The sequence below is a fragment of the Photobacterium sp. HL06 genome, assembly GCF_059552575.1.
Window position 1 is genome coordinate 1,759,612 of record NZ_CM183915.1, and the last position, 26,403, is coordinate 1,786,014.

At 45.2% G+C, this 26,403-nt stretch carries 22 protein-coding genes; 18 read left to right on the top strand and 4 right to left on the bottom strand.

Going from position 1 to position 26,403, the window contains the following annotated elements; genetic code table 11:
* The 3 genes from secF to AC51G0_RS25860 all read left to right on the top strand — a co-directional run bounded on the left by secF (nt 1) and on the right by AC51G0_RS25860 (nt 3,175).
* The gene (gene secF / locus AC51G0_RS25850; RefSeq protein ID WP_496302437.1) at nt 1-900 is read left to right on the top strand and encodes a protein translocase subunit SecF; all 900 of its coding nucleotides are present in this window, start codon (nt 1-3) and stop codon (nt 898-900) included.
* Nucleotides 901-1,198: 298 nt separating this feature from the next.
* Nucleotides 1,199-1,906 carry a hypothetical protein gene (locus AC51G0_RS25855; protein ID WP_496302438.1) on the top strand — a complete coding sequence of 236 codons (708 nt, stop codon included), beginning with the start codon at nt 1,199-1,201 and terminating at the stop codon, nt 1,904-1,906.
* A gap of 81 nt (nt 1,907-1,987) precedes the next feature.
* Nucleotides 1,988-3,175: a cystathionine beta-lyase gene (locus AC51G0_RS25860; RefSeq protein ID WP_496302439.1), complete on the top strand. Its 1,188-nt coding sequence runs from the start codon at nt 1,988-1,990 to the stop codon at nt 3,173-3,175.
* Between the two features lie 324 nt (nt 3,176-3,499).
* On the opposite strand, the gene AC51G0_RS25865 is transcribed toward AC51G0_RS25860, so the two are convergent.
* On the bottom strand, nt 3,500-4,087 hold the full coding sequence (locus AC51G0_RS25865) for an HD domain-containing protein (RefSeq protein ID WP_496304206.1): 588 nt from the start codon (nt 4,085-4,087) through the stop codon (nt 3,500-3,502).
* A 201-nt stretch (nt 4,088-4,288) separates the two neighbouring features.
* On the opposite strand from AC51G0_RS25865, the gene AC51G0_RS25870 reads away from it, so the two are divergent.
* Complete coding sequence (locus AC51G0_RS25870; RefSeq protein ID WP_496302440.1) at nt 4,289-4,630, top strand: hypothetical protein; 342 nt, start codon at nt 4,289-4,291, stop codon at nt 4,628-4,630.
* A gap of 217 nt (nt 4,631-4,847) precedes the next feature.
* Here the strand turns inward: AC51G0_RS25870 and AC51G0_RS25875 are convergent, their stop codons facing one another.
* Both AC51G0_RS25875 and AC51G0_RS25880 read right to left on the bottom strand, forming a co-directional pair.
* A complete protein-coding gene (locus AC51G0_RS25875) occupies nt 4,848-5,135 on the bottom strand; it encodes a hypothetical protein (RefSeq protein ID WP_496302441.1) in 288 nt (95 codons plus the stop codon).
* Nucleotides 5,136-6,049: 914 nt separating this feature from the next.
* Complete coding sequence (locus tag AC51G0_RS25880; protein ID WP_496302442.1) at nt 6,050-6,874, bottom strand: substrate-binding periplasmic protein; 825 nt, start codon at nt 6,872-6,874, stop codon at nt 6,050-6,052.
* 180 nt (nt 6,875-7,054) lie between these two features.
* Between AC51G0_RS25880 and AC51G0_RS25885 the strand changes: the two genes are divergently transcribed.
* The 7 genes from AC51G0_RS25885 (at nt 7,055) to AC51G0_RS25915 (ending at nt 15,214) form a co-directional block, all read left to right on the top strand.
* Entirely contained in the window at nt 7,055-7,978 is a 924-nt protein-coding gene (locus tag AC51G0_RS25885; protein ID WP_496302443.1) for a cation diffusion facilitator family transporter, read from the top strand.
* Nucleotides 7,979-8,173: 195 nt separating this feature from the next.
* Complete coding sequence (locus tag AC51G0_RS25890; protein WP_496302444.1) at nt 8,174-8,560, top strand: hypothetical protein; 387 nt, start codon at nt 8,174-8,176, stop codon at nt 8,558-8,560.
* 375 nt (nt 8,561-8,935) lie between these two features.
* Nucleotides 8,936-10,270, top strand: coding sequence for an N-succinylarginine dihydrolase (gene astB / locus AC51G0_RS25895; protein WP_496302445.1), 1,335 nt, complete (start codon nt 8,936-8,938; stop codon nt 10,268-10,270).
* Nucleotides 10,271-10,533: 263 nt separating this feature from the next.
* Nucleotides 10,534-10,902, top strand: a complete 369-nt coding sequence (locus AC51G0_RS25900) for a hypothetical protein (RefSeq protein ID WP_496302446.1) — start codon at nt 10,534-10,536, stop codon at nt 10,900-10,902.
* A gap of 8 nt (nt 10,903-10,910) precedes the next feature.
* Nucleotides 10,911-12,389: an LruC domain-containing protein gene (locus AC51G0_RS25905; RefSeq protein ID WP_496302447.1), complete on the top strand. Its 1,479-nt coding sequence runs from the start codon at nt 10,911-10,913 to the stop codon at nt 12,387-12,389.
* A 184-nt stretch (nt 12,390-12,573) separates the two neighbouring features.
* Complete coding sequence (locus AC51G0_RS25910; RefSeq protein ID WP_496302448.1) at nt 12,574-13,095, top strand: DUF2058 domain-containing protein; 522 nt, start codon at nt 12,574-12,576, stop codon at nt 13,093-13,095.
* A 409-nt stretch (nt 13,096-13,504) separates the two neighbouring features.
* Complete coding sequence (locus tag AC51G0_RS25915) at nt 13,505-15,214, top strand: phospho-sugar mutase (RefSeq protein ID WP_496302449.1); 1,710 nt, start codon at nt 13,505-13,507, stop codon at nt 15,212-15,214.
* A gap of 67 nt (nt 15,215-15,281) precedes the next feature.
* Here AC51G0_RS25915 and AC51G0_RS25920 read toward each other — a convergent pair whose 3' ends face one another.
* Complete coding sequence (locus AC51G0_RS25920; protein WP_496302450.1) at nt 15,282-15,737, bottom strand: exoribonuclease R; 456 nt, start codon at nt 15,735-15,737, stop codon at nt 15,282-15,284.
* 368 nt (nt 15,738-16,105) lie between these two features.
* Between AC51G0_RS25920 and mrcB the strand changes: the two genes are divergently transcribed.
* From mrcB to AC51G0_RS25955, 7 genes are all read left to right on the top strand, one after another.
* Nucleotides 16,106-18,490, top strand: coding sequence for a penicillin-binding protein 1B (gene mrcB / locus AC51G0_RS25925; RefSeq protein ID WP_496302451.1), 2,385 nt, complete (start codon nt 16,106-16,108; stop codon nt 18,488-18,490).
* Nucleotides 18,491-18,642: 152 nt separating this feature from the next.
* Nucleotides 18,643-20,316 carry an asparagine synthase-related protein gene (locus AC51G0_RS25930; RefSeq protein WP_496302452.1) on the top strand — a complete coding sequence of 558 codons (1,674 nt, stop codon included), beginning with the start codon at nt 18,643-18,645 and terminating at the stop codon, nt 20,314-20,316.
* An 89-nt stretch (nt 20,317-20,405) separates the two neighbouring features.
* Nucleotides 20,406-20,948 (top strand): NUDIX hydrolase, encoded by a 543-nt coding sequence (locus AC51G0_RS25935; RefSeq protein WP_496302453.1) that lies wholly within the window; start codon nt 20,406-20,408, stop codon nt 20,946-20,948.
* 415 nt (nt 20,949-21,363) lie between these two features.
* Nucleotides 21,364-23,445, top strand: a complete 2,082-nt coding sequence (locus AC51G0_RS25940) for an NHL repeat-containing protein (RefSeq protein WP_496302454.1) — start codon at nt 21,364-21,366, stop codon at nt 23,443-23,445.
* The gene (locus AC51G0_RS25945) at nt 23,442-23,693 is read left to right on the top strand and encodes a hypothetical protein (RefSeq protein WP_496302455.1); all 252 of its coding nucleotides are present in this window, start codon (nt 23,442-23,444) and stop codon (nt 23,691-23,693) included. The genes AC51G0_RS25940 and AC51G0_RS25945 overlap by 4 nt, the downstream gene beginning before the upstream one ends.
* Before the next feature lie 23 nt (nt 23,694-23,716).
* Complete coding sequence (locus tag AC51G0_RS25950) at nt 23,717-25,354, top strand: methyl-accepting chemotaxis protein (RefSeq protein WP_496302456.1); 1,638 nt, start codon at nt 23,717-23,719, stop codon at nt 25,352-25,354.
* A gap of 144 nt (nt 25,355-25,498) precedes the next feature.
* Complete coding sequence (locus AC51G0_RS25955) at nt 25,499-26,083, top strand: YceI family protein (protein ID WP_496302457.1); 585 nt, start codon at nt 25,499-25,501, stop codon at nt 26,081-26,083.
* Nucleotides 26,084-26,403: the final 320 nt, after the last annotated feature.

Sequence of the window (26,403 nt, forward strand, 5' to 3'; positions counted from 1 at the left end):
ATGCTTATTAATATGAAAAATGCAACCAAGTGGCGCCACTTCACCAGCACAGTCTCTATTTTATTAATGGTGGTATCGATCTTTATGGTCGCGACCCGAGGATTGAACTGGGGACTGGATTTTACTGGCGGGGTAGTCAGCGAAGTACAGCTTGACCCGTGCATAACTAGCAGCGAAATAGAACCACTGTTAAAGGCCGGGCTCAACCAGGAAGTCAGCGTGGTCTCTTCTGGTGAGCAGGGACGCTGGGTATTACGCTACGCAGTGCCAGAAAATGCAGAGCAAGCACCAACAATTGAGCACCTCCTGCTCCCTTTGGCAACAAAGGTTAATGTACTGAATACCAGTATCGTTGGCCCGCAGGTGGGTCAGGAGTTGGCCGAGCAGGGAGGTTTGGCGTTACTGGTGGCGGTGTTATGTATATTGGGATATCTCAGCTATCGCTTTGAGTGGCGACTGGCATCGGGAGCGCTGTTTGCGCTTGCTCATGATGTGATTTTTGTACTGGGATTTTTTGCTGCGACACAGATGGAGTTTAATTTAACCGTGCTGGCTGCCGTCATGGCTATCTTAGGCTACTCGCTCAATGACTCGATCATTATTGCCGATCGGATCCGGGAGATATTAATCGCTAAGCCGGGCAAGCCAATAGATGAAATTAACAACGAAGCGATTGCCGCGACATTCTCACGTACCTTAGTGACATCCGGTACAACATTGATGACGGTCGGTGCCTTGTGGTTACTGGGTGGAGGGCCTTTGGAAGGCTTTGCGATCGCACTGTTTATCGGCATTATCACAGGTACCTGGTCATCCATTTCGGTGGGGACGTCATTGCCGGAACGGTTTGGTTTACGGGCTGAGCATTATATGCCTAAGCCTACAACTGATGAGCCATAGGTAGTAACCAGTAAATTAAGGCCGCCTTAAGCGGCCTTGTATCTATTACTAGGCACTAGAGTGTATAAAAGTAGAGATTTGTTGAAATTTTTTGTGATTTTTTACTTTTTAGCATGCAAAAAGCGAATAACTTGTCGATAATTATTTCTATATTTGTTTGCAAGTTGAGGGTTTGGTCACAAATGTGCCTGGTTGGGCAGTGATAAAGGTAGATATTAACAGGTATTAATATTGCATTTATCAATAGTGAGCGTGAAGAGTACAACTTAATACACTGATAAATGACAAGGGCGACATTATGTATGATACAGAAATGAAGCTAAACCATCAGATTGTCCAATTTGTAGAAACGCAATTGCACGAGCTGCTACCGCCTCAATCCAAACAGGTGCTACCGGCGGTGAATAACGAGCAGAATATGCACGCAGCAATGCTGTCGATATTGGTTCAGTATCTTTCAGGATTGAAAGCCATCAACTGTCTTCTTAGCAAAGGGTTTGTTGCCCAGACCCGCGGTATTTTTCAGACTCTGGGTGATGACTATGAAGACATCATATTTCTCAGCCTGCCTAGCCAAGATGGCCAGATCACACCGCTGCACCAGGAGTATTTAAAAAGTGCCGCCGGTGATGAATGCCATGGTTGCTACAGTCCCGTTTCACGCTGTGAAATCCGCAATATGATCAAGCGCGCGAAGAATATTAATCATAATGTGTTCCAGCTGTACCCGAAGAAGCAGGCATTGCAAGTGCTTCGGCCTCATGGGGGAAAACCATGCTCAGTTGATGTGGCTATCGATCTTCACCGCCATTTTGCCTATAAGGCAATTCTATTAGCGGTGCTCACTGCCAAGGTTGCAGAAAATGTGGAAATCATGCGTGCATGCCTGAATTACCGAGCCCATCTGGAAATGATTGATCCGCGTACCGTGGAGTTTAACCCTTCGGCCTACCGACACCATCATAGTGAGATCAGTGCGGCTCCTCGTTATGCTGCTGCAAGGTAAAGAAAACGCAACGGCTACCCAAGGCTTGATCAATTGTGTTAACGTCATAGCATGCTGTTAAAAAGGAAATTTGGGTAGATCATGGGAAAGAAAGAGTTAGATACAAAGATTGTCACAGCCGGGCGCTCGAAAAAATGGACGCAACATTTAGTTAATCCACCGGTTAGCCGGGCTTCGACGATTGTTTTTAATTCCGTCGAAGAGATGAGGCATGCAACGGCGAACCGAGCCAATAAAGAGCTGTTTTATGGCCGTCGTGGTACCAATACACATTTTGCTTTCCAAGATGCGATGGTTGAGCTGGAGGGGGGAGTAGGTTGCGCACTTTACCCATGCGGTACTGCGGCCATTTCTAATGCGATCCTGTCGTTTGTGAAAACCGGCGATCACATCTTAATGGTCGATGGTGCGTATGAGCCAACTCGTGATTTTTGTGACAAGATACTGGATAAAATGGGCGTAGAGACAACCTATTATGATCCGATGATCGGTGAAGGGATCCGGGATTTGATCCGCCCGAATACCACTGTACTTTTCCTTGAATCACCGTGTTCTATTACGATGGAAGTACAGGATGTACCGACCTTGGCGCGCGTTGCCCATGAGCATGATTTAGTCGTGATGCTGGATAATACCTGGGCGTCGCCAATTAACTTCCAGCCATTTGACCATGGTGTAGATATTTCGATTCAGGCAGCAACAAAATATATCGTTGGCCACTCCGATGTGATGCTCGGCACCGCAACAGCCAATGAGCGTTGCTGGGATCAGCTTCGTGAAAGTAGCTACCTGATGGGGCAGTGTACGTCACCGGATGATGTCTATCTTGCAATGCGGGGTTTGCGAACACTAGGAGTGCGGTTAAAGCAGCATGAGCAAAATAGCTTGAAAGTGGCGAAGTGGTTGGCTGAGCGCGAAGAGGTCGATCATGTTCGCCATCCAGCACTAGAAAGCTGTGAAGGGCATGAGTTTTACAAACGTGACTTTAAAGGCTGCAACGGTTTATTCTCGTTGGTGCTGAACCGAGGAAACACAGAGGCCTTAACGGCACTGCTTGACGGTATGGAGCATTTCAGTATGGGATATTCGTGGGGTGGGTTTGAAAGCTTGATTCTGGCGAATGAAAATATTAACTCGATACGTTCAGCTAAGAAAAAAGACTTTGCCGGACCGATGCTGCGCCTGCATATCGGATTGGAAGATAGTGATGATTTAATCCGTGATTTGGAAGAAGGTTTTGAGCGCTTTAATGCTGTGTTAAACAAGTAGTTTGGTGTTTACACTTCCATAGACAGGCCGCAATTGCGGCCTGTTTGCGTAATATACCCAAGTAACCTCAAGGTGCTCATTTCAGCGAGAAATTATAGGCTTTTAGACAAGGCGCTGATTTGTAGACATAGTCGCTCTACGTTAAAAATCTGCAACGTAGAATAAGAGCCTATAAAACTCGCCCTTCGGGAGTGATTCAGCATATTCACTTCTGTGTCAAATGCGTTTGAAAGGACTAGCCATTCCTACACGCACTTTCCTTGAATTGAATGCGCTGAGCTCACTCTGAAACCTGCATCTTGAGGTCACTTGGGTATAAGCACCTTAGGTGTGTCCTATTTCATGGCGTAACTGTTCCAGGAATCCTTTCATGTAGGCGGTACGCTTATGAGCTTCTTTTTTCCCTGCATCTGTATTCATTGTTTTTTCTAGTTCAAATAGCTTGTTATAGAAGTGATCAACACAGAAGGCTTTGTCGTCATACTCGCGAGATTGGCAAAACGGATCGGTATCTGAATAGAGACGGGCGTTAAAGGTGCTGCTAACCTGGATACAGCGGGCAATGCCTATTGCGCCGAGTGCATCAATACGGTCGGCATCTTGGACAATGGCTGCCTCCAAAGTTCTTACAGGAATATTCGCGCTGTAGCTGTGAGCTTCTATCGCATGGCTTATCTCGTCAAGGTAAGTCTCAGGATAGCCAATCTCACGTAAGAAGCGGATTGCCTCAATGGCTGCCAGTTTAGATCCTTGATGGCGCCTGGGGTGGTTTTTAGGTAACGAAATACAATCGTGAAGCCAGGCGGCGGGAATAACAACAGCCAATTTGGCCTGCTCCGTTGTAGCAAATGATTTTGCTGCTGTGACTACACGTTCAATATGGCTGAGATCATGTGCGGGATCTGTGGTCATTTGTTTCAGGATATAGCTTTTGAGTTGGCGTTCGAGTTGGTCTAGTTGTTGTTCAGTCACAGTTGTAACCTTAAATAAGTCAATGAGATTTCGAGTTTTTGTCTAGACTAATACTACATGCATATGCAAAAGTAATTAAGCGATCTAAATGGTATCTATCGTAGATGCTGGCTTTGGTACTAAGCTAACTGAGGACACGGAATGAAGATGACTTATAGATTGGCGGTAGTCGTAATACTGGCATTTGGTGCAATAGGTTGCAGTAGTTCTGATTATGAAAACTATCGGTTGTTTCCTGAAGAGTATGTCAATGAAGTCGAATATGACAGCATTTATTATTATGGTTATAACCAGGGATGTGAAAGTGCTTTGAATGTGAAGGGCATGCCTGATATGGATTATCTGAAAGATAGCACCCTAGATAATAGCGATACCCGGTTTAATGAGGGATGGGATGCAGGCAATACTGCTTGTAAAGACGGTATACGCAGAATTATGCCTTCATTGATTATTACGGCGAATTCATCCGGAACTAAATATTGAATTAAAAGTAGTGTAAATAAACGCTAACCTTAAAGATCTGCCTGTTAACGTTTTTCTACTGATATTCTTTATAGGGTATTGATTATAATAAAAAAACAGACCCAAGGGTCTGTTTTTTATTATGCTCAATATTCCTATCGGCAATGACGAAATAAACCTAGCCTGATTTTTTTCTTGATCATTGTTGTTACCGATATTTATATCTTGCAACTGATGCTTACGCAGCAGTAGGTCTTGTCAGTGAATGTACTTGGCCTTCGTGGAAGGCTACAGGTACAACCGCATGGACTTCAGGAAGCAGTAGAAATGCATCATCTTTTGCATCATTATTCATTTCAACAACAATTTGCAGATGTTGCTCTATCGCTTTATAAAGGTTCGGTGTACGTAGCTTATTACCTTGATTGCCAAACTGACTATAGTGACCTTTACTGGAGTATACCCAGATATTGAAAGGGTCTTTTCCCCTTTCAAGCTGCTCGATAAAATCGGCAATATGTCTCATAAAAGTCCTTTTTGTAAATATCAATATCTATGTATTGATGGTTCTATTATGGAATGAAGACAGGATTTTTCAATTTAAAATCAGTGGTTTTCTTCAGTTTATGTGATCTTTGTTGTGTTTTCATTGAAATTTATAAAGCGGAGATATTAAATTTCATATCTTCAGTGATAGGGAGCAAATAAAACCTTGTCTTAATATATAAAATAATAATAAAGATTAAGCGTTGTTTCATATTAAGGTGGTCCGTTTCAATATATTTCATATTAAGTTGATTGAGTATGGGTGTATTAATATGGTTGAATGATTGGTTGAGTGTTTGTTATCAAATTGAGGCGTATGTATGCACTGTTTTTGAATTCAACACCACATACGATTTGTTTGCTGTAATAGCTTGAAGAAAATATGCTGAAATTAGTGATAACAACAACAGCTTCAGCGTTGAATATACGTGCATGGTATATGCATCAACCCCTCAGTGTTTTACTCGGCTTCAAAATAATAATGGGCTGTGGCTGCGGCATCATATCCATTGTCCTATACAACTCCATCTGCTGGTTACGAAATTGCTGTGCTGCAGGATCTTCTGACGATCGGGAGCTCGAGGGTGATGTACAACCAAATAGGCATAAAGCAAAGGCTAAAGTGAGCAGGAATTTATACATAATAAGCACTCATTTGCATGGCGCTATCAGACAAGAAAATCGTAAACTTCAGCCAGAACGGCATGGGAGGATTTAGATGAGAATAGGCCAGCTACACCTATTAAGTTTAACTTATCGGGGAAAATCACACTAACAAACTAAGCGCATTCTGGGGAAGCGGTCTCCCCCTGCGTATAGAATGGCAAACCCTCGCATTGAAACATGATTGAAACATGATTGAAACTGCTAAATCACCCGACAATTGCCGCATGGCTACTTGTTGGAGTTAATGTCATCACAAACTGTGCTTTGTAACTTGATGCTATATTGGTTAAGCCACTGCTCATATTTGCCGTTTTGACACAGCAAACTCAACGCTTGATCAAATTTGTCCCGTAGTTCAGCATCTTTAAAGCTGGCTTTAAAGATGGTAACGGGGGGGAATAAATTGTGAAATGTTACCTTATCCATTGAATGGCCCATTTTCTTGCTGAGGTAAGTGAAAATACTCTGGTCAATCACGATGACATTACCTTCGCCATGCCAAAACATTTGCACCTGTTCAATCTGATCAGCGATTTCGATGTAGTTTTTTCGGTGTGGTGACTGAGGGGAAAACAAGCGCTTAAACTCAACGCCTAAATCCAGATAGGCATTCTGCCAAGTTAAAACCGGGTGATCTCTCAAATCTGCCACCCGCTCAATTTTCCATTCACTGGATTTTTTACTGATGGCCACGTTGGCAAAAGTGATAAGGTTATGCGAGTAAAATACCCCGCTGTCGTCAACCAACACACCAACTGAAACATCCGCCCGCTTTTGCTGTACAGCTGTCTGAAGCTCGCCATATGGCATCTGTACAAAATGTACGGTGTAATCGGCTAAGGCCGCAGATACGATATCTACCTGCAAGCCACTAGTGGCATTACCCATCACATAGGGGGGCATATCTAATGAAATGGCAACAGAGAGATCTGGTTTGGCCGCGAAGGATTGAGTATTGAACTGTATTACAGCCAATAGCATCAACATCTTAATGACGAGAATAGTTTTGCTATTTACAGCAAATACGTAGGTAAGCTTATGAAAAGTAAACATGATCTTAACTGCCTCACGGTAGGGTAAACTGGTGCAGCTCTTATCAAGTTTAACAGCTGTTATGTTGGGGGGCTTATTTTATGCTTGCTAGCAAAAAGCCATGAATAGCCCGCCAGAATAGTTCATGAAACCATTACTATTCAGGTATCATAATTATCTGTTTCATAATGAGTTGGAAAGATGTCAGAGACACCAGTAAAAGTCATACAGAAAGCCACATGGGTTGGCTCGATAGCCAACGTCGGCTTGGCCATTTTAAAGATCACGGTGGGCAAGATAACGGGAAGCCAGGCACTGGTGGCTGATGGAGTCCATAGTTTTTCAGATTTGGTGACAGATACAGCCATTCTTATAGGATCAAGATATTGGACTGCCCCTGCAGATAAAGGGCATCCCTATGGCCACGGGCGCTTTGAGACGTTAACCAATATCTTTATTGGCGTACTGTTAGCTTTTGTTGGCCTCGGGATTGGTTGGGATTCAATTAATTCTCTGGGCCATGAATCAACGACTACACCGGGGTTGTTAGCGTTTGCTGCGGCGATGGCTTCAATTTTGGTTAAAGAAGTATTATATCGCTGGACGGTAGTACAGGCGAAGACAATCAATAGCCGGGCGTTGCATGCCAATGCCTGGCACCACCGCTCTGATGCACTGAGTTCTCTGCCGGTTGCAGTGGCTGTGGTGGCGAATTTCTTTATACCCGACCTCCATTATTTGGATCAGGTGGCTGCGCTACTTGTTACTGCGATGATATTGAAAGCGGCATTTGAAATATTATGGCCGGCACTGCAGGAGCTGACAGAAGCGGAAGCTGATAGCGAGATTGAAAATAAGATCCAGAGCTATGCTGAAGCTGATCCGGACATACGTGAGGTCCATGCTATCCGTAGCCGCCGTACAGGCAGCACCATTTTGCTAGATTTTCATCTGCTGGTGGAACCAACAATGAGTGTTGATCGGGCTCATACAATTAGTGAGAATTTCAAATCTCATATTCTCGACCAAATTGATGAGGTTGTTGATGTGATTATTCACATTGAACCCGATACCTGTGCAGAGCGGGTAATCAACCCTTGTTGCGAAGACAAAAAATGCGACTAGGCACAACTGAATAGATTAAACACCTGCTATATGCAGGTGTTTTTTTATCATAGAGTAATAGTATTTTTTTATCGCTGTCTCAATAATGAGATGGCGTCTTAGTGGTGATTTTCACTAGGCTATTAACTAAGTCACTTATCAATTACTCACCTGGTATGTGTCGGTGAGGGTGTCGGTTCCGATGAGGGGTAAGTTATGCCGTTAGTTCGAATCAAATCATTGCCGTTTGAGCAGGAAGTTCGTATTCCGCAGGTTATCAGCGCGTTGTCGCAGGCTGTATCTGATGCAGCCAATATAGAGCAGCACCATATTATGGTGACATGGGAATATCTTGCCCAGTCACATTATGTCCATGATGGTAAAGTTACAGATACCCAGCCTGTTAACACCCACCCATTACTCGTTGACTTGATTGCCCCCAATTTTAATACGGAAAAGCAGATAGCCTCGATGCTGGAATTGATTGCCCATACGATTGCTGAGCAGATCCCTATTGCTAAAAGTAATATTTTTATTAACTTTACACCCGCTTATAGCGATGGTGTTTACGATGAAGGGCATGTGGTTGAGTGGGATATGTAGTGCTTTTTGATAGAAAGATGCTCAATTCATGGCCTCTAAGTCTGATCTGGCACACAGAATTGAAAAAAGTCAGCCATTGTAGGGTTGGCTTTTTTGTTTTAGTAAGTGAGTAAATATGTATTTAGGTTTTTGTTTTTCTCTGCGGTAATGGATTTATCAGGCAACAGGTAAGAAAGAATGGCTTGATGGCTGTAGCCTAGAGTGAAAGCTTTCACACAAGGGCTCAGTTTTGACCAAAGAGAGAGATGAATAGTCATGCTCTGAATTAGTGTTTATATCTAGTGAATATCACTCGACTGGTTTATTGTGCCACCCTTGTTGTAATTGTAAATGCTTTGTTATCTTTAAGGGATGGAACACAAACATGGAATGTCTATGAAAGCACTTGAAGCAAACTTTGATGGATTGGTAGGGCCAACTCATAACTACAGTGGGCTGTCATTTGGTAATGTTGCCTCAGCAAAAAGCCAGGCTGCACCATCGAACCCTAAGCTGGCTGCCAAGCAAGGTCTCGCAAAAATGAAAGCCCTGTCGGATATGGGGATGGTTCAGGGGGTGTTGGCACCGCAGGAGCGCCCTGATGTGAAGACGCTGCGCCAGCTTGGCTTTACCGGTAGTGACAAAACTGTAATTGAACAAGCGGCGAAACAGGCACCGAAGGTGCTGGCGGCTTGTTGTTCGGCTTCAAGCATGTGGACGGCTAATGCAGCAACGGTTTCGCCATCGGCAGATACGGCTGATGGGAAAATCCATTTCACACCTGCCAACTTAACCAATAAGTTCCATCGCTCGATTGAGCACGAGGTAACAGGACGTATCCTGAAAGCGACCTTTGCTGATCCTGCGCATTTTGTTCACCATCCGGCATTACCGGCGGTTGAGCACTTTGGTGATGAAGGGGCAGCGAACCATACTCGTTTTTGCCATCAGTATGGTGAGCAGGGGATTGAGTTTTTTGTTTATGGTCGCCATGCTTTCGATAGTCGTTATCCGGCACCTAAAAAGTTCCCGGCCCGACACACATTTGAAGCCTGTGAGGCCGTTGCTCGTTTGCACAGGCTTGAGAGCGATAAGGTTGTGATTGCGCAGCAAAATCCTGCGGTAATTGATCAGGGTGTATTCCATAACGATGTTATTGCGGTCGGTAACAAAGATATTCTGTTCTGTCACGATCAGGCATTTTTGAATCAGCAAGGTGTTTATGATGAGCTGACCAAAAAAATGTCGGATGATTTTAAAGTCATCGAGGTGCCAACCAGTGCGGTGTCTGTCGATGATGCTGTGACAAGCTACCTGTTCAACTCCCAGTTGCTTGCATTGCCTTCAGGCGAAACCTTGCTGGTACTGCCTGAAGAGTGCCGTAATAACCCGAATGTCTGGGCTTATATTGAACAGATGCTGGCAGACAAACGTGGTATCGACAAAGTCCAGATTTTCGATCTGAAGCAGAGTATGGCCAATGGTGGTGGTCCGGCTTGTTTGCGTTTACGGGTTGTACTGAACGAGCAAGAGCAGCAAGCTGTGAATCCGGCAACCTTGATGAACGAGGTATTGTTTAATCGCCTAAATCAATGGGTTGATACGCACTATCGCGATAGCCTGGTAGAAGCTGATTTAGCCGATCCGCTGCTCCTTGATGAGTCTCGCACTGCGTTAGATGAACTGACTCAAATCCTCTCCCTCGGCGCGGTTTACCCTTTCCAGCGCTAAGTTAGCTAAAAAGCGGTACATCAGTACCGCTTGCTTTTTGAACTGTCGCCCAGTGTCTATATGACCGGAAAATGTTTGTTACTGCCTGATAGTAATAACAACTCTTTAATCTTGAGATGCCTAAAATGCTATTTCTTTTGCAAAATCAATCCTGTATTGCAAGGTTGACCCGTTGATGTTTATAACCTATTGATTTTATTAACACTGTAGATTGGCATAGCATGTGATTCCCTCAGCCAAGGTATTTACTTTGGAGGAAGGGAATGAAAACTACGCTATTTTTCACTATTTGCTTTATTCTGACAGGATGTGGTGGTGAATCTTCATCGTCGTTACCAGACTTACCACAAAGCACGCTACTCGCCGACAACAAAGCACCTCTCAATGCATTATTTCAGCAATACCGGATCAGAGAGTTTGAACTCGATCCAGGTGAGTTTGGACTTGCTGGAGATAGGTTGTTCCTGAAAGTATATTTGCCTTCAGGCAATGTGTTGTATCTCGGACAAATCAATAAGCTGGGGGCTTTTCAGCTTCCTCTCTCTTTACCAAATAATGAAGCAGTGGTGAAGTTTGATCTTTTTAGTGATTTTGAAGGAGATAAAAGCATTTCAAGGGAGATGCAGCTATGAGCAGGTGTATGACAGGTATACTGTTGCTGGCGGTACTAGTGATCCCATTAGCGAACGCAGAGGTACTATCCGTACAACTGAAAGATACTATTAAACAGGGTAGTGGAAGTATTGATCTATTTAGGGCTAAGCAACAGAAGAATAATTTATCTGCTGTTGATCTTGAAGCGATGAGAACAGAGCATGGCGGCTCACTGGTATTTGCCGTTGATGTGAATGAGGCTGCAAGCGGATCTGAGAAGGCCGCTTGCCAGGGGGTGGCGATTGAGTCAGTGGCTTTAACGATTGTTGTGGGTGGAAACAGCTTTATCTTTAGCGACTATTCTACGCCAACTGAGTCAATGCTTGCCAAGAGCGGCACGACAGAGCGATCGAGTTACTATACCTTGATTGGTCAAACTGGCTCATCACTGATCACACCGAGTAGCAGTAGTGATTTAAGTGGAACCTCCTACGATGCGTTGCTCACTATACCGGTGAACATTGCCTTGGACAGTGCGACTGCCGCGACGTTAGATGTCACTTTGTTGGAGACAAATACTTCATTGGGCGATCCTGAGGCATTTTACGATTTTTCGGCTGGTTTTGAGGACCTTGCACTTGTTAGCGCAGAAGATTCCAGTTTTCTGGCTGATTTGGCCCCGGGCCAGAGTGAGGCGCCACTGGTGATAACTCAAGGTCAGGTACAAAATCCTATTGATTCATGGGTCTATTATCCTTCCTCAATTGAATATTATATTGCAGCCTACGAGGATAACTACCCGGCCAAGAGTGACTATGATTTTAATGACCTGGTTGTCGGTTACCGAGTTGGTCTTGGTATGGAGGCTGATAAAGTCAGCTCCTTAATTATCTACGGCTATATTATTGCCAGGGGATCAGGCTTTACTCATGATTGGTATTTACATATTGGGTTACCTGACGGGGCATCTGGAGCAGGGACTGTGAATTTGTTTAAAGCCGATTCTGTTGAGCAGGAGAGCGGTTACCCGAAAACTATCTCTCAGTCGGGCAGTTTTGACCAGCGTATACTGCAGGGGACCAAGTCATTGATGCAAATACCTGGTCTTGAGTTTGCTAATACTGAATCAGGAGTATCTTTAATCAAAGGGCAAAAATTCAGTGTTGCGTTTGATTTCAAGGCTCCATTGAACCTTGCCGATGTTGCTCTTCCTCCCTATGACCCATATTTACATGTCACCAATACTGGTTATGAAATTCATCTACCCGAGTATGCCTCTAGACTGGGGGGATCAGTAAACAATGCTGAAGGTGTTGGAGGGTTTAAAAATGAACAAGGTTATCCTTTTGCTGTCATCATTCCTGAAGATTGGGAGCCGCCGCTAGAGCATGTTGATCTTGGCGAAGCTTATAGTACCTTTTTGGGTTATGTATCCAGTTCAGGTGATCAGAATACGTCCTGGTATATGACGCCTTCAACGAGCAAAATTAAGGGGATTGGTAAAGCATTTTGGAAGTGGGACTGATTCAGCTTCATTAGCAACCTAAAGTGGTCGCTTTTTAACCCGAGTAACGGCCACATAGGCTTGACCTGTTTCTCGTTGCCCAGTGATAATATAACTATCTATTTAATTAGTCGGCATCGCCCTTTTAATGGCATTGCCGGTTGTTATCATTGTTTAATGAAACTGTGCCCGCGACGGAGTCAAAATGGCAAAGCTAACGTTACAAGAGCAGATGCTGAAAGCTGGTCTTATCGATAAAAAGAAACTGAAAAAGGCAGGGAAGACATCTAAAAAATCCCGGACTCAGGCCAAAGAAGCCAAAGCGGCTGTTGAAGCAAACCGTACGGCTCAACTAGCTCAGGATCAAGAACTAAACCGTCAAAAGCAGGCTGAAGCTGAGAAGAAAGCCATTGCCTCGCAGGTGAAGCAGCTTGTAGAGATGAATAAGATTGACTGCAAAGACGGTGAGATTGGCTACAACTTCACTGATGGTACGCTGGTTAAAAAAGTGTATGTCGACAAATCTATTCAAGATCAGCTGGTGAGTGGCCGCTTGGCGATTGCCCGTTACCTTGATAGCTACGCGATAGTTCCTGGTGTAGTTGCGGATAAAATTAGCCAGCGTGATGAAGCAACGATTATCGTTAATAATACTGCTACCGAGCAGGAAATGGATGAAGATGATCCGTATGCGGACTTCAAGATCCCTGACGATCTGATGTGGTAATAGTATTGCGTTTAGTCTATATCGGAGTGCCAGACGGCACTCCGATTTTGTTTGTATAACCCCTTTTTCTCCCTCCTATACGCCAGCCGATCCCCTAAGTTTGCTATTCAAGTTACTTACACCGATATCTTTTTCTAATTATGTAATGCTGCATACGCGCTAGTTAGTGGTTTGTAAGGCATTTTTGCACAGATAGTGCCTGCAAAATTGTGGAGAACGGTATTCCCTCTATACTTCATTCATTGGTTTCGCTTTTTAGCCAAGCGTAATTATCGGCCTGTGAAACATAAACACAGGTTGTTTTTTGAGCGTTTGGTGTTTTTGAAATAGGATATAGAAACAAGTCAATGCGAATGAATATCATTTGTAGTAGATTGTAAATGTAATCAACGTCGTAGGAACATCAATAATGAAGACAGAAATTTCTCGTTGGTTAGCGCGAGACCCTGACCCGAAAACTCGTGATGAGTTACAACAGCTTATCGATTCGAATGCTGAATCGGAACTAGCAGAACGTTTTTCTGGGCGGCTAGCGTTTGGTACAGCAGGGCTACGCGGTATCGTGGGAGCCGGACCTAACCGGATGAACCGCTTGGTCATTCAGGAAACAGCAATGGGGCTTGGTAAGTATTTGCTGGCAACAGAACAAGATGCGGCTGATCGTGGCGTTATTATTGGATTTGATGGTCGCCCTGACTCTAAACGCTTTGCGCATGAAACCGCATCAGCCCTAGCGGCGCAGGGCATAAAAGTGTATATGACCACCCATGTTGCACCGACACCGATGGTTGCGTTTGGCGTTAAGCACTTTGATGCCGCAGCTGGTGTTGTTGTGACGGCAAGCCATAACCCGCCAGCCTACAATGGATTTAAAGTGTACTGGGGCAATGGCGCGCAGATTATCCCACCTCATGATTCAGGTATCGCAGCGCAAATTGATATCGCTACCCAGCAGGAAGTTGAGTTGCTTGACTTGGAGCTGGCCAAACAGCAAGGCCTGTTGTTTTGGTTAAGTGAGTCGTTTTACGATACCTATCGGCAGACCATGAATAAAAGTAAGTTGCTGTCAAATCATACCCAGCCGGGTGGGATCAGTTTAGCCTATACGGCCATGCATGGCGTTGGGGCTAATATGGCAGAAGCGCTGTTAGCCGATGCTGGTTTTACCAAGGTGTACAGTGTTGCCGAGCAGCGAGAGCCTGACGGGCGTTTTCCAACCGTAAACTTCCCGAACCCGGAGGAACCGGGGGCGATGGATATGGTGATTGCCGAAGCAAGCAAACACAGTGCGACACTGGCATGTGCCAATGATCCTGACGCCGATCGCTTTGCGGTTGCCGTTAGAACAGAAGAGGGCGGATATCAGATGCTGACCGGTGATCAGGTCGGTGTGCTGCTCGGGCATTATCTGTTGACCCATGCTGAACCTGGACAAAACTTGGTTGGGGCAACAATCGTGTCTTCCAGCTTATTAAAGCAGGTAGCCAAATCTGTTGAAGCGAGGTATTACCAAACATTGACTGGCTTCAAGTGGCTGACGAATGTTGCGATGCAGAAGCAGACAGAAGAAAACCGTTTTCTATTTGCTTATGAGGAAGCGCTTGGTTATACCGTAGGCAGTGAAGTATGGGATAAGGATGGTTTGTCAGCCCTGGTGGCCTTTGCCCAGTTGACAGCTGAGCTGGCTGCCAACGGAAAAAGTATCTGGGATCAGCTGGAGGCTATTTATCGAGAGCATGGTTTATACCTGAACGCGCAGAAGAGTATTGCCTTGCAACCAGGATCGCCACCGATTGGTGATACCCTAAGAGCGTCTCCCCCAGAGACAATTGCTGGCCGCCATGTCGTTGTAACCGATGATTTGAAAACATCGCAAAAGATAGCGGCAGATGGCACAGTTAAACCGATTGATCTGCCTGTCAGTGATGTGCTGATTTATTATCTTGATGATGATTCGAGAGTAGTCGTACGTCCATCAGGTACTGAGCCGAAGCTAAAATGCTATTATGAAGTCGTTGAGGCAATGAGCCACGAAGATACGTTGGAACATGCGCAGCAACGTGCAGAAGCATCGATGGAAGAGTTGATCCGTCACCATCAAAACTCATTGGCTGGCTGATAGTTTGTACTTGAAATGGAAACCGCCGGATAAGTCATTATTCGGCGGTCTTTTGGCTTTATGAGGGCTATTGCTGTTTTTTTTGCTCACTCAGCTCAGCATATTTGTGCAGTAGCTCTGTGAGAACCTTTACCCAACCAAAGGCGTCATCAGGTGATTTTTCCAGGATCTGCTCTACCTGCTCACAGTGTTGCTCTAGTGAAACGGCTTCTTCAAGGTTGAAAGACATAGCATAGAAGTGCCATAGGATCAGGCGGATCATTCGCTCGGCATTTTGCTGCGCGTTGTCGGATTCAGAGAAAGCCACTTTGACTTCACCGAGTGCGATGGCTGTCATTCGTAGCATGGCATCAAATTGCGCTGATTTCAGACGTTCTTCGCTATCAACTTCTTCCTGCTCGAAGGTGTATAGCTCCTGCATCACGTCTTCAGGAACCATACGGCCAATCACTCTCACACTGAACTCTTCCAGCTCGTGGCGTGGCATTGTCAGCAGGCAGTCAAGTTTGTAATCGCGTTCCATTTTCTTTCTCGGCAGTAAGCTAAAACAGGGCGCGTATTCTGAGTGATTTTGCGGTGAAATTCCAGGTTATACCAACCTAAATAAATATCTGATCATTTTTCATGGTTAAAATCACCAACTACCGCGTTGGAAATTTTATAATTAGAGCAACTAGTTACTGCAATTCCCGCCTTGTATTTGGCAATTTTCCCTCATGAAAAATCGACCATCTACTTATCCAGGTTGGTATTATTTCAATTCCCCGGTTTGAGTGCTGAGCGACTCTTTGACAATGGGATGACATCTTCGCAGGGTATTTTGAGTATTGTCTGCGCCGAACTCATATCCGAGGACAAACAATTACCCAGTAATTGACTGTACAGAACATAATGGCAACGTCAGATAAACAACCGCGACAAGACACAGAACAACAGTCGCCAAATATACCGGGTCAACATACCCAATCGACCACGTCTTCTTCATCACCTTCTTCAGATATATCTCCCCAAAACTCTCCAGCGAAGAGACGTAAGTGGCTTAAGCATAGCTGCTTGGTGGGTGTTTTACTGCTTGGCGCCGGTATGGTGTGGATGGGGAATACCCTAAACCACATGGTGACGGAGAAATTCGAAGGACAATTATGGCAGCTGCCTTCGGTCGTTTATGCCCGAGAGTTAACACTTCAGCCGGGGGCTATGATCCGGTACGAAGATCTGGTGAACGAGCTCGAGGTGCTGAAGTATCGCAAAGTCGATCGCCCGAAAAAAAGTGGTGAATATTCAACCAGCCGCTTGAAAGTCGAGTTTATTCGTCGTCCGTTTGAATTTAGAGATGGTGTCCAGCAGCAGAGGCATGTGATTGTCGAGTTTGGTTACTCTAAGGTCAAGCGGGTTTCTGAAGCCGGAACAGGGCGTGAATTAGGTATTTTCAGTGTCGAGCCAAAGTTACTCGGGATGCTGGAAGCAAAAACCGATGAGCAACGGATCTATCGACCGAAAGATGAAATGCCCCAGCCGCTGATAGACGCGCTGATAGTGACGGAAGACCGGGATTTTTACCAGCATGATGGGGTGTCACCTGTGGCGATCGCACGTGCCTTTGTTGCTAACCTAAAAGCAGGGCGTACGGTTCAAGGGGGAAGTACCCTAACCCAACAGCTGGCTAAAAATATGTTTCTGACTAGCGAGCGTAGTTTATGGCGTAAGGTTAAAGAAGCCTATATGGCGTTGATCATTGATTATCGCTATAGCAAAGATCAGATTTTGGATGCCTATCTTAACCAGATCTACCTAGCCCAAAGTGGATCAGATGCCGTTCATGGTTTTGCGTTAGGATCACGATTCTATTTTGGCTTGCCACTGTCGGAACTGCGGGTTGATCAACAGGCCTTGCTGGTGGGGCTGGTGAAAGGGCCTTCCTATTATAACCCGTGGCGATATCCGGAGCGTGCCAAGCGACGTCGGGACTTAGTTTTACAATTGATGATGGAAAATGGTGAACTTGAAGAGGCGGACTACCAAGTAGCCATTGAAAAGCCACTGGATTTGCAGGAAAAAGGGCAAATAGCCCATCGTCAGCCAGCATACTTTGGCCAGCTGCAGCGCGAGCTTAAGCAGTATGTCGATAATTACCAGCCTGGTCAGGGATTGCGCCTGTTTACTACTTTAGATCCCGATTCGCAGGCCAAAGCTGAACAAGCGGTTCGCCATATGATCCCTCAGCTGGAAAAACGAGCGGGTAACGAGTTGGAAACAGCTGTCGTTATAGCCGATCGTCTCACTGGTGAAATTCGTGCCATGGTGGGAGGAAGCCGTCCGGGCTTTGATGGCTTCAATCGAGCCATTGATGCCAAGCGGCCAATTGGCTCGGTGGTAAAACCCGCGATCTATCTGGCAGCCCTAGAGCAGCCAGGGCGTTTTTCATTGGCGACAAGCCTGCAGGATCGCCCATTAACGTTGAAAGGACAGAATGGCGAAAATTGGTCACCACGTAATTATGATCGCAAGTACCGTGGTCAGGTACCGTTATACCTTTCGCTAGCAAAATCCTACAATATTCCCACGGTGAACCTCGGTATGGCGGTGGGATTGGATCAGGTTATCGATACAATGGAGAGGCTGGGGGTCGATCGTAACGAGATCCCCAAGTTACCGTCGATGTTGCTGGGGGCTTTTACCCTCACCCCTGTCGAAGTCACGCAGATGTACCAGACGATTGCCAGTGGCGGACGAAAAAGTGAACTGACTGCGCTTAGTGCGGTGGTTGATAGTAACGGCAACGTGCTTTACCAAAGTTTGCCGACATCTGCTCAGGCTGTGTCCGAGCAAGCCTCTTGGCTAACCCTGTATGGAATGCAGAAGGTAGTGACAATGGGGACAGGTCGTTATCTGAACTCAATGTTACCTTCTTCACGTTTGGCAGGTAAAACCGGTACCTCTGACAAGGGGCGTGATAGCTGGTATGTCGGGGTTGATGGCCGGGAAGTTGTTACTGTTTGGATGGGACGAGATGACAATAAAAGTGCCAAACTGACAGGCTCTTCAGGGCCACTACGACTATATGCTGACTATATTCAGCGACGCGATCCCGAGCCATTGGTCTTGCGTACGCCACCGCAGGTGACAGATTTCACGTATCACCAAAATCAAAGGGGAAGACTGGATCAAAGCTGTATCGGTTCGACAAAGTTACCGGTGTGGGATCCGAACGGAACCTTGAAAAAGGGATGTGTGAAGAATGTAGAGAAATTCTTCAAGCGAGTCTTTAATTGGTGATGAGGTGCCTCAATTTGCTATGCAATTAGCAAGTTGAGGCACATCCCATTAGGTGTCTTACTTTTTTGTATCATAATATCAAAGTGTTACACGATGTTTCTATTATTGGTCTGCTTATTGCGATATAAACTTTGAGCGAGTAATAGGAGCAGATGATGAGTATTGTTGCAGGGATTTTTACCCCAAAATGGACACCTGAGTTAATTCATATTCAGGCACAAATTGATCGTCATATTTCTCGGAACCCGACTGACCACCGCCATCGTTTCACCGATAATCACTTGTTTTTCTGTCAGGTAGATTACCAGTGTTATGGTGGTGCCGCCTGGGGTGAGGATGAGGCGAGTTTTATTTCAGTCATCGGCCATACGCTCTTATCTGCTTCTATTACCCATGATCTGAATACTTTACTTACTGCCGAAGATTGGGGGGCCACTCTTGGGCAGGCTCAGGGGACCTTTTGCGCTTTCCAATATCAAAAAGGCCAAAATCAATTACAGGTATATTGCGATACACTGTCATTGCGGCCGTACTATGTCATGTCCTACAAGGGCGCGGTGATTTTTAGCTCTTGCTTGCGGATCTTTCCCCAGCTAGGCATACCGTTGGACAATAACTTTGAAGCCATCACAGAACTTGCAACCTTAGGCTATACCTTGGGCGATAAGACCCAGTACCAGCAGGTGTGTGTGGCAAGGCCTGGTGAGATGATGACCATTTCACTCGATGGAATGAAGCGTCAACGGTACTTTCGCTGGGCAGATGCGCCGATCAGCGAGTGCTCATTGAATGAGGGGGTTGAGCGGCTGGATCGTGCGTTTAAACAGGCTGTGGGCCTCTACCTCGGCGCGGACAGGTATGCAGTCAGTACGTTATCTGGCGGCTTGGACTCACGCCTAATTGCGACTGAACTGAAACAGCAGGGAGCTGAGCTGGAATGTCTGAACTTTTCCCGCGATGCCAGTCTCGATGCGCAGCTAAGCCAACAATATGCCGAATATCATCAAATCCCTTTTCATAGTATACAAGTCACCGATACTCAGGCGTTGACGATTGAGCAGCGACTGGGTATTCATTGGAAAGCCGAGGATTTTCCCTATTACGCTGATGTTGAGCGGCCTCGCTTGTTTTGGTCGGGAAACGGCGGCAGTGTCTGTGTTGGGCAAATATACACCAATGATGCAATTGTCGCGGCTTGCGAGCAAGGCTCTCCGGAATGTGTAGTTGATTGTTATCTTAAACAGCAGATGGCCTATATTCCCCATCGCCTTGTAAAGCAGGGAGCGGATTTACAGCAAAAGCTAAAGGAGAATTTACTGGAAGCGCTGGCTGAATACGCGCATCTTCCGCTATTGAAGGCATTTCAGTTATTTCTCTGGGAGAACGATCAACACCAGCATATAACCTTACCTTTTGAAGAGGTTGATAGATACCGTTTGGATTTCTGTTTGCCTTTTTACAGTAAGGCGGTGCTTGAAGCGATGTTTTCAATGAAAACTGAATGGGCGCTCAAGCATGGTATTTATATGAAGTGGCTTGAGAACTATTACCCTCAGGCGCTAGTCACACCTTGGCAAACTTACCCCGGTCATATTCCCTGCCCACACCCCACGAATGGACAGCTTTCGAATCAATGGCAATTTCGTACTCCGCTTAGTACCAAGTTCACCTTGATAAAAGAAGGCTTGAATACACTGTTTGGTTCTAATCGTGCTATTTACAATCGGTATTATCTTGGCGCCCAATGCGCCTTGACGGCGTTGGGGCTCTACGACTGTACACCCAGCCTCAGGCTGGTTAAAAGGATGAACCAGCATATGGTCTGATATCGATTCAATAGGGAGAAACTGGCATTACGTTGGATTTCAGATAGAATGCACGGCTTGTTATTGTGCAGAAGTAGATGAACTGAGCCATGCGATTACTGAAATCAACTGTTCACCCTGATATTGAAAAGCTGGAAGGCCGTATTTTTCACCGTAAGGCGGCTCGCGGTATCATCCTGGATGGTGAGAATATCCTGATGTTATATACTGCCCGCTATCATGACTATACTCTGCCAGGAGGCGGTATAGATGAGGGCGAGGATGCTATTCAAGGCCTGATCCGTGAGCTCGAGGAAGAAACGGGCGCGCGCAATATCCGAAATATTTCAGCATTTGGTATGTATGAAGAATTTCGGCCTTGGTATAAGGCAGAGCACGACATCATGCACATGGAATCTTATTGCTATGTATGTACGATAGATGCTGAATTGGGCGATACACAATTTGAAGACTATGAAATCAATAACGGCATGAAACCTGTTTGGCTTAATATTTATGATGCTATTGCCCACAACGAAGAAACGATCGCAAATAGTGAGAAAAAGGGCATGTCGATTGAGCGTGAAACCTTTTTGCTGAAGCAGATTGCTGCAGAGCTTCTGTCTAGCTGTATGAACCAGAAAGCGTCATAATTTGACCTGATCCCTTCAACTCCCTGCTTTTGCTTAATATGAGGAGGCTTAAGCCTCCTTCTATTGAGTATGTAATAACCCTACGCTGGCTGCTTAAGAAAACCTTACCTTTTTTAGTCATCGTTAGCCGTTCAACATCACGGGTGAACCTTTCATGCCCAGCGTAATTGATACCCATGTGATTACCGTATCGATAGATAGCTTATAACTATAAGCAATTGCCAATCATTTGATAAAAGCATTAATGTCAACTAAATGCCTATGCATCTGAGTAGAGCTTACTCATACTTTGAGCAAGTTCAAATTCTAATAATATTGTTAGTTCGGATGTATGTTTCTTCATCTATTGCTGCCTAATATGTGATTAGTCACATAAAAGTTATTTTTTTGATAATAAAGTCAATAGGCTAGAAAGATGGGAATAGAATTTCAATCATACATAGGTAGTTTTATTGACCGGCTACCCAAGCTTCCTTGTGCTGCTGAAGGAAATGTTTCGCTTAATACACCGGTAGGGAGTTGCCTTGACCGATTTGGCAATGTCTGGCTTGCTGATACGGCACATAACAGGATCCTTGTCTTTGACAGTGAGCTCAACGAAATATTAGCTCAGTTTGGTACGACAGGGGATGGGCCCCAGCAATTCAATATGCCTTTTCGCCTTCTGCCGCACCCGAGTAAAAACTGGGTGTATGTGAGCGATATCGGCAATCAGCGCCTCCATATCTTGCAATATGATGAAAACCTATCTATTCAATCAATTCACTGTTTTGGTAATGAGCAAGAGGTCGACCTGAAAGGTCCAAATGGTATCGTTTTTTATCAAGGTGAACTTTGTGTCGCCGATGAGTTTTATGAAGGGCAAGGAGGGGCCAGCCGGCTGGCCATCTTCTCGGAAACCGGTGAGTATTTACGGTCAATACATCAGATTGAGGGGAGGGGTGAGCCTATTCACCTGTTGTGGCCACAAGGGTTAAGTATCGACTCAAAAGGCCTCCTCTATGTTGCCAACACTGGTTTTGCTACGGTAGTTCGCTGTGATTGGCATGGCAATGGTGCCCCTTTTGCGAGTAATGATAAATGCTATATCGATGGGCTGGAACTGGCGCGTGATGTTTCCGTTATACAAAACCGGATCCTCATACCGGGTGCTGAACCCAACGCCATATCGGTGTACAACATGGATGGTATTCAGCAAGGCACATTGGATGGCTTCTTTGCTCCTATTCAGATCACCCCAATGAAAGAAAAAAATCGGCTGTTGATCACCGAGCCGATTCTAGCCTCAGTCCAAGTTCACCAAACTCACTTACCTTCACTCCGGAATCAATCGAAGCGTGCTACTAAGGTCATTAAAAGCATTGGTGACGAAAGAGATAACCCGGGACAGTTTCATTTTGTAACGGCCGTCACTGGCGAGGTTATCCCTAATAATCAACAAGGCTACCAGCAAAAATACCCGATTGTTGAAAACTGGATCTCTCATCAGTTCACTTTGCAAGAAACACTGTTTAAAGCGATGCAGCCAACAGGCATGCCTTCGTGGCTAAGTTTGGCTGTAGCAGCACAAACAGAATGGGTGCAGCGTTGGCAGCAAACTTGGCTGAGAGTGATTTTGAATGATCGGTTTGACGATCCTAAAGATTTACTCTGGATGGTTGATGCAGGGAACTACCAGCTTCAGGCAAGTGAAAATGGTCACAAGAATTCGGCCTCCCCAGTTAGCCTGCCACTGTTACCGGGCTCTCTGGGTATTGCTGGCTACACCCCTAAATCACCGTTGCCAGGCCAGGTTGACTACGAAATACCCATGATTGTGGTTGGTAACTACCTAAGTGGTATTGTCACAGTGTTTCAATATGACGATCGCATTGGAGAACTGGTTCCCTATACCTTTTTTGGTGGTCTAGGCGCTGAGCCTTGGCAGCTCAACAAACCTCAAGGCATCGCTATAGATCCGGCTACCAATGACATTCTCATTGCAGATTCCGGCAATAACCGTATTGCCCGTTGGCGTATTAATTCGGTGGGTGTTGCAAGTTTGGTGGAGGTGTTTGGCAAGCTTGGTACGGGGCATGGTGAGTTTCATACACCGACAGATATTGCTGTCACTCCTGATGGCAGCTGTTATATCACGGATCAGAATAATAATCGCATTGAGGTTTACGGTTCAGATAATCAGTGGAAGTGGAGTTTTGGTCAAGAAGGTTATGGGGTAAATAGTGACCATTTCTTGTTACCGACCAGCATTGATTATGACTCGGACTATTTATTTATATCTGATTTGGTGAACCGGGCGGTTAAGGTGTTCGACATTGAGGGGAATTTTGTCGATAGCTTTAGTGGCTTTGGTGCAGATCCTGAAAAAGGACAGCTGTGGATGCCATACCTGTTGCATGTCAAAAATAGCAAAGTCTATTTACCAGACTGCGCATTGAATCGAATCAATGTTTACCAATTTAAAAAGAACAACAAGTTGGAAGAGGTTTCAGGATGAAGAATGTGTTTAAGCGAGCACAGAGCAAGCGGCTGGATCATCAAGTAAAGAATCCGACACATACCGTTTGTGAACAATCCCGGCAACATTCACAGCAGTTGATGGCGCGATTTGAGGAAGTTGTGAATCACTATGCCGCTGAAGAAGACTTTGATGTTAATGCCTGCAAACAAAAATTACAGGAATTGCATCAGCATCACCATCAGTGCTTTCGCAATCAACGTCTTACAGGGCCAAATGAACGATAGGGATAGCAGAAGGGATTATTGTTATGAATAGTAAGTTGTCAAGAATGACTATCGCAGCTCGTGTCTGGACGATCCTCGCGCTATTTGCCATTGGCTTAGTCGCCAGCACATTGATTAACTCGGCAAAAACACGTGACCATATGCGCGAAAATTATGAGAGAGGGGTTGCTACTTTGGTCGAAAGCGCGGTGGGCATTGTCGATCATTATTATGGTTTGAGTGTGTCAGGAGCGCTTACAGGTGAGCAGGCCAAGCAGGCTGCACTACAGGCTATAACTGCGATGCGCTTCGATAACGGAAATTATATTTTCGTGGGGGATGACCAAGGTGTCCAGTTGGCTAGTGGGGTCCCGGCACTTGTTGGAAAAAATATTATGGGTTTGAAAGACCCTAATGGCATGCCTTTTGTCCAGGAAATGTATAAGAAAGGGCGCAATGGAGGAGGCTTTGTCGACTATGTATGGCAAAACAGCAGTAATAAAGATCAGCTAGATCCGAAAACCAGTTATGTTATGGAGTTTGGTCCATGGAAATGGTTAGTTGGTAGCGGAATGAATATGGAATCCTTGCAAGCGGACACCCGTCGCTCAGAGATCATTGCCATGACCAATGCTGCCATGATCCTAGCTGTTCTCTCTCTGATCATTTCGTTTTTTATTCGCTCTATCACCTCGCCACTGAAACGTACAGTAAGAGCCATGGAAGCGCTCTCTAAAGGTGAGGGGGACTTGACCCAAAGGCTCGAAGAAGAAGGGACGAGTGAACTTATTGATCTTGCCAGGCACTTTAATCAATTTGTCGCCTCTATTCAAAGTATTATGCAAAACATCAGTGCTGCGGGTTTGCAAGTATCTGCATCGGCAAACCAGATGTCATCATCAATCAATACTGTAGATGAGAATTTAAATCAGCAACAGAATGATGTGGAGCAACTTGCTGCGGCAATGACGCAAATGTTAGCGACAGTCGAGGAAGTGGGTAGAAGAACGGTTGAGGCTAATGATGCTAGTATTTCTGCGTCAAAAGAGACGAAGGGCAGTAAAGAAATCATCAATCGAAACATCTCAGAGGCTAATTTACTGGCAGCAGATATTGGTAGTGCCAGTGACGTGGTTGCCCAGCTAGCTGCAGACAGCCGTAATGTCGATACGGTGCTAGAGGTGATTCGAGGCATTGCAGAACAAACTAATCTTTTGGCGCTTAATGCGGCGATTGAGGCAGCCCGTGCAGGAGAGGCAGGAAGAGGGTTTGCTGTGGTTGCAGACGAAGTTAGGACTCTTTCTCAGCGAACTCAGGAATCGACGCTAGAGATACAGAAGATTGTTGAGAAGCTTCAGGCAGGGGCGGAAAATGCCGTCAAGGTAATGAGCAAAGGGGCTGATAAAGCGGATAATGCGTCTAAGATTTCAGCCTCTGCCGGTGATGCCTTAACGGGCATTAATGAGGAAGTTCAAACCATTCAGGAAATGAACCAACACATAGCAACAGCGACAGAGCAGCAAAGCCTTACGGTAAACGATATCAATAGAAATGTGGTGAGCTTAAAAGACATGTCATTGTCTGTTTCACAAGAATCAGCACAAATGGCGAGTGCGAGTGATAATTTGAGCAAAGTGTCAGCAAATCTTATCGGGATGATCAACCGGTTTAAGCTCGGCTAGCATTGTTATTGGTATAGCTACAGCTACAGTGATAAACGCCTGCTTATGCAGGCGTTTTTCTTACTTTTTTAAAGCCGATAGTAAGCGCAACCAAAATAGATGACCTATAGTGATGAAATCAGACTATTAACTAGGGTAATTAGAATGCGCTTTTGCTTTAATTTTTTATTCGCTGGGCTGTTGCTCCTTGGACTCAATGCGAATGTCTTTGCTGGCTGGAAGCTGGATAATAACCACTCTAATGTAAACTTCTTATCAGTAAAAAATGATTCAGTGATAGAGCAGCACTACTTTAGGAACATTAGTGGTTCGGTTTCTGAAGAGGGTAAAGTAAAAGTTGTTATCGATCTTTCAAGTGTCGATACCCAGATCTCGATACGTGACGAACGGATGAAAAAGGAGCTGTTTGAAGTAGAGGGATTTCCGCTTGCTACATTGACGGCTCAAGTTGATCCGGCGATGGTAAGTGAAATAACACCGGGTAAAACTCAGCCTGCTGATGTTGAGTTTACACTTGACCTTCATGGTATGAAGCAAACATTAGCGGCGAAATTGCAGGTAACTGGTTTAGAAAACGGTGGTTTGTTGGTTTCGACAACCTGGCCGGTAGAGGTCAAATCGTCACTTTTCGGGCTGGATAAAGGCATTAAGGTGCTGCAGGAAATTGCCAAGTTGAACTCAATTTTATTGAGTGTCCCTGTAAATGCCCAGCTGATATTTGTTCAATAAGATGCTGGAATAGTACCAAACTGGATAGTCATCTGGCCTTTCAGCATTTTGATTGGGTTAGATAATTGTTCAATTTGGTGTCGAATGAGCTGGCAACTGCCAGCTTTATTTATATACCCAAGCTACTTCAAGATGCTGAATCACTCCCAAAGGGCGAGTTGGCTGGGCTGGTATGCTTTGTTGCTGCTTTTTAACGTAGAGCCACTATGTTTTCAAATCAGCGCCTTGCCTACGCGGCCCGACCTACCAGTCCAGCCATTCTCGCTGAAACGAGCATCTTGAGGTAGTTTGGGTATATGTGCTTTATACGATATTGTTAG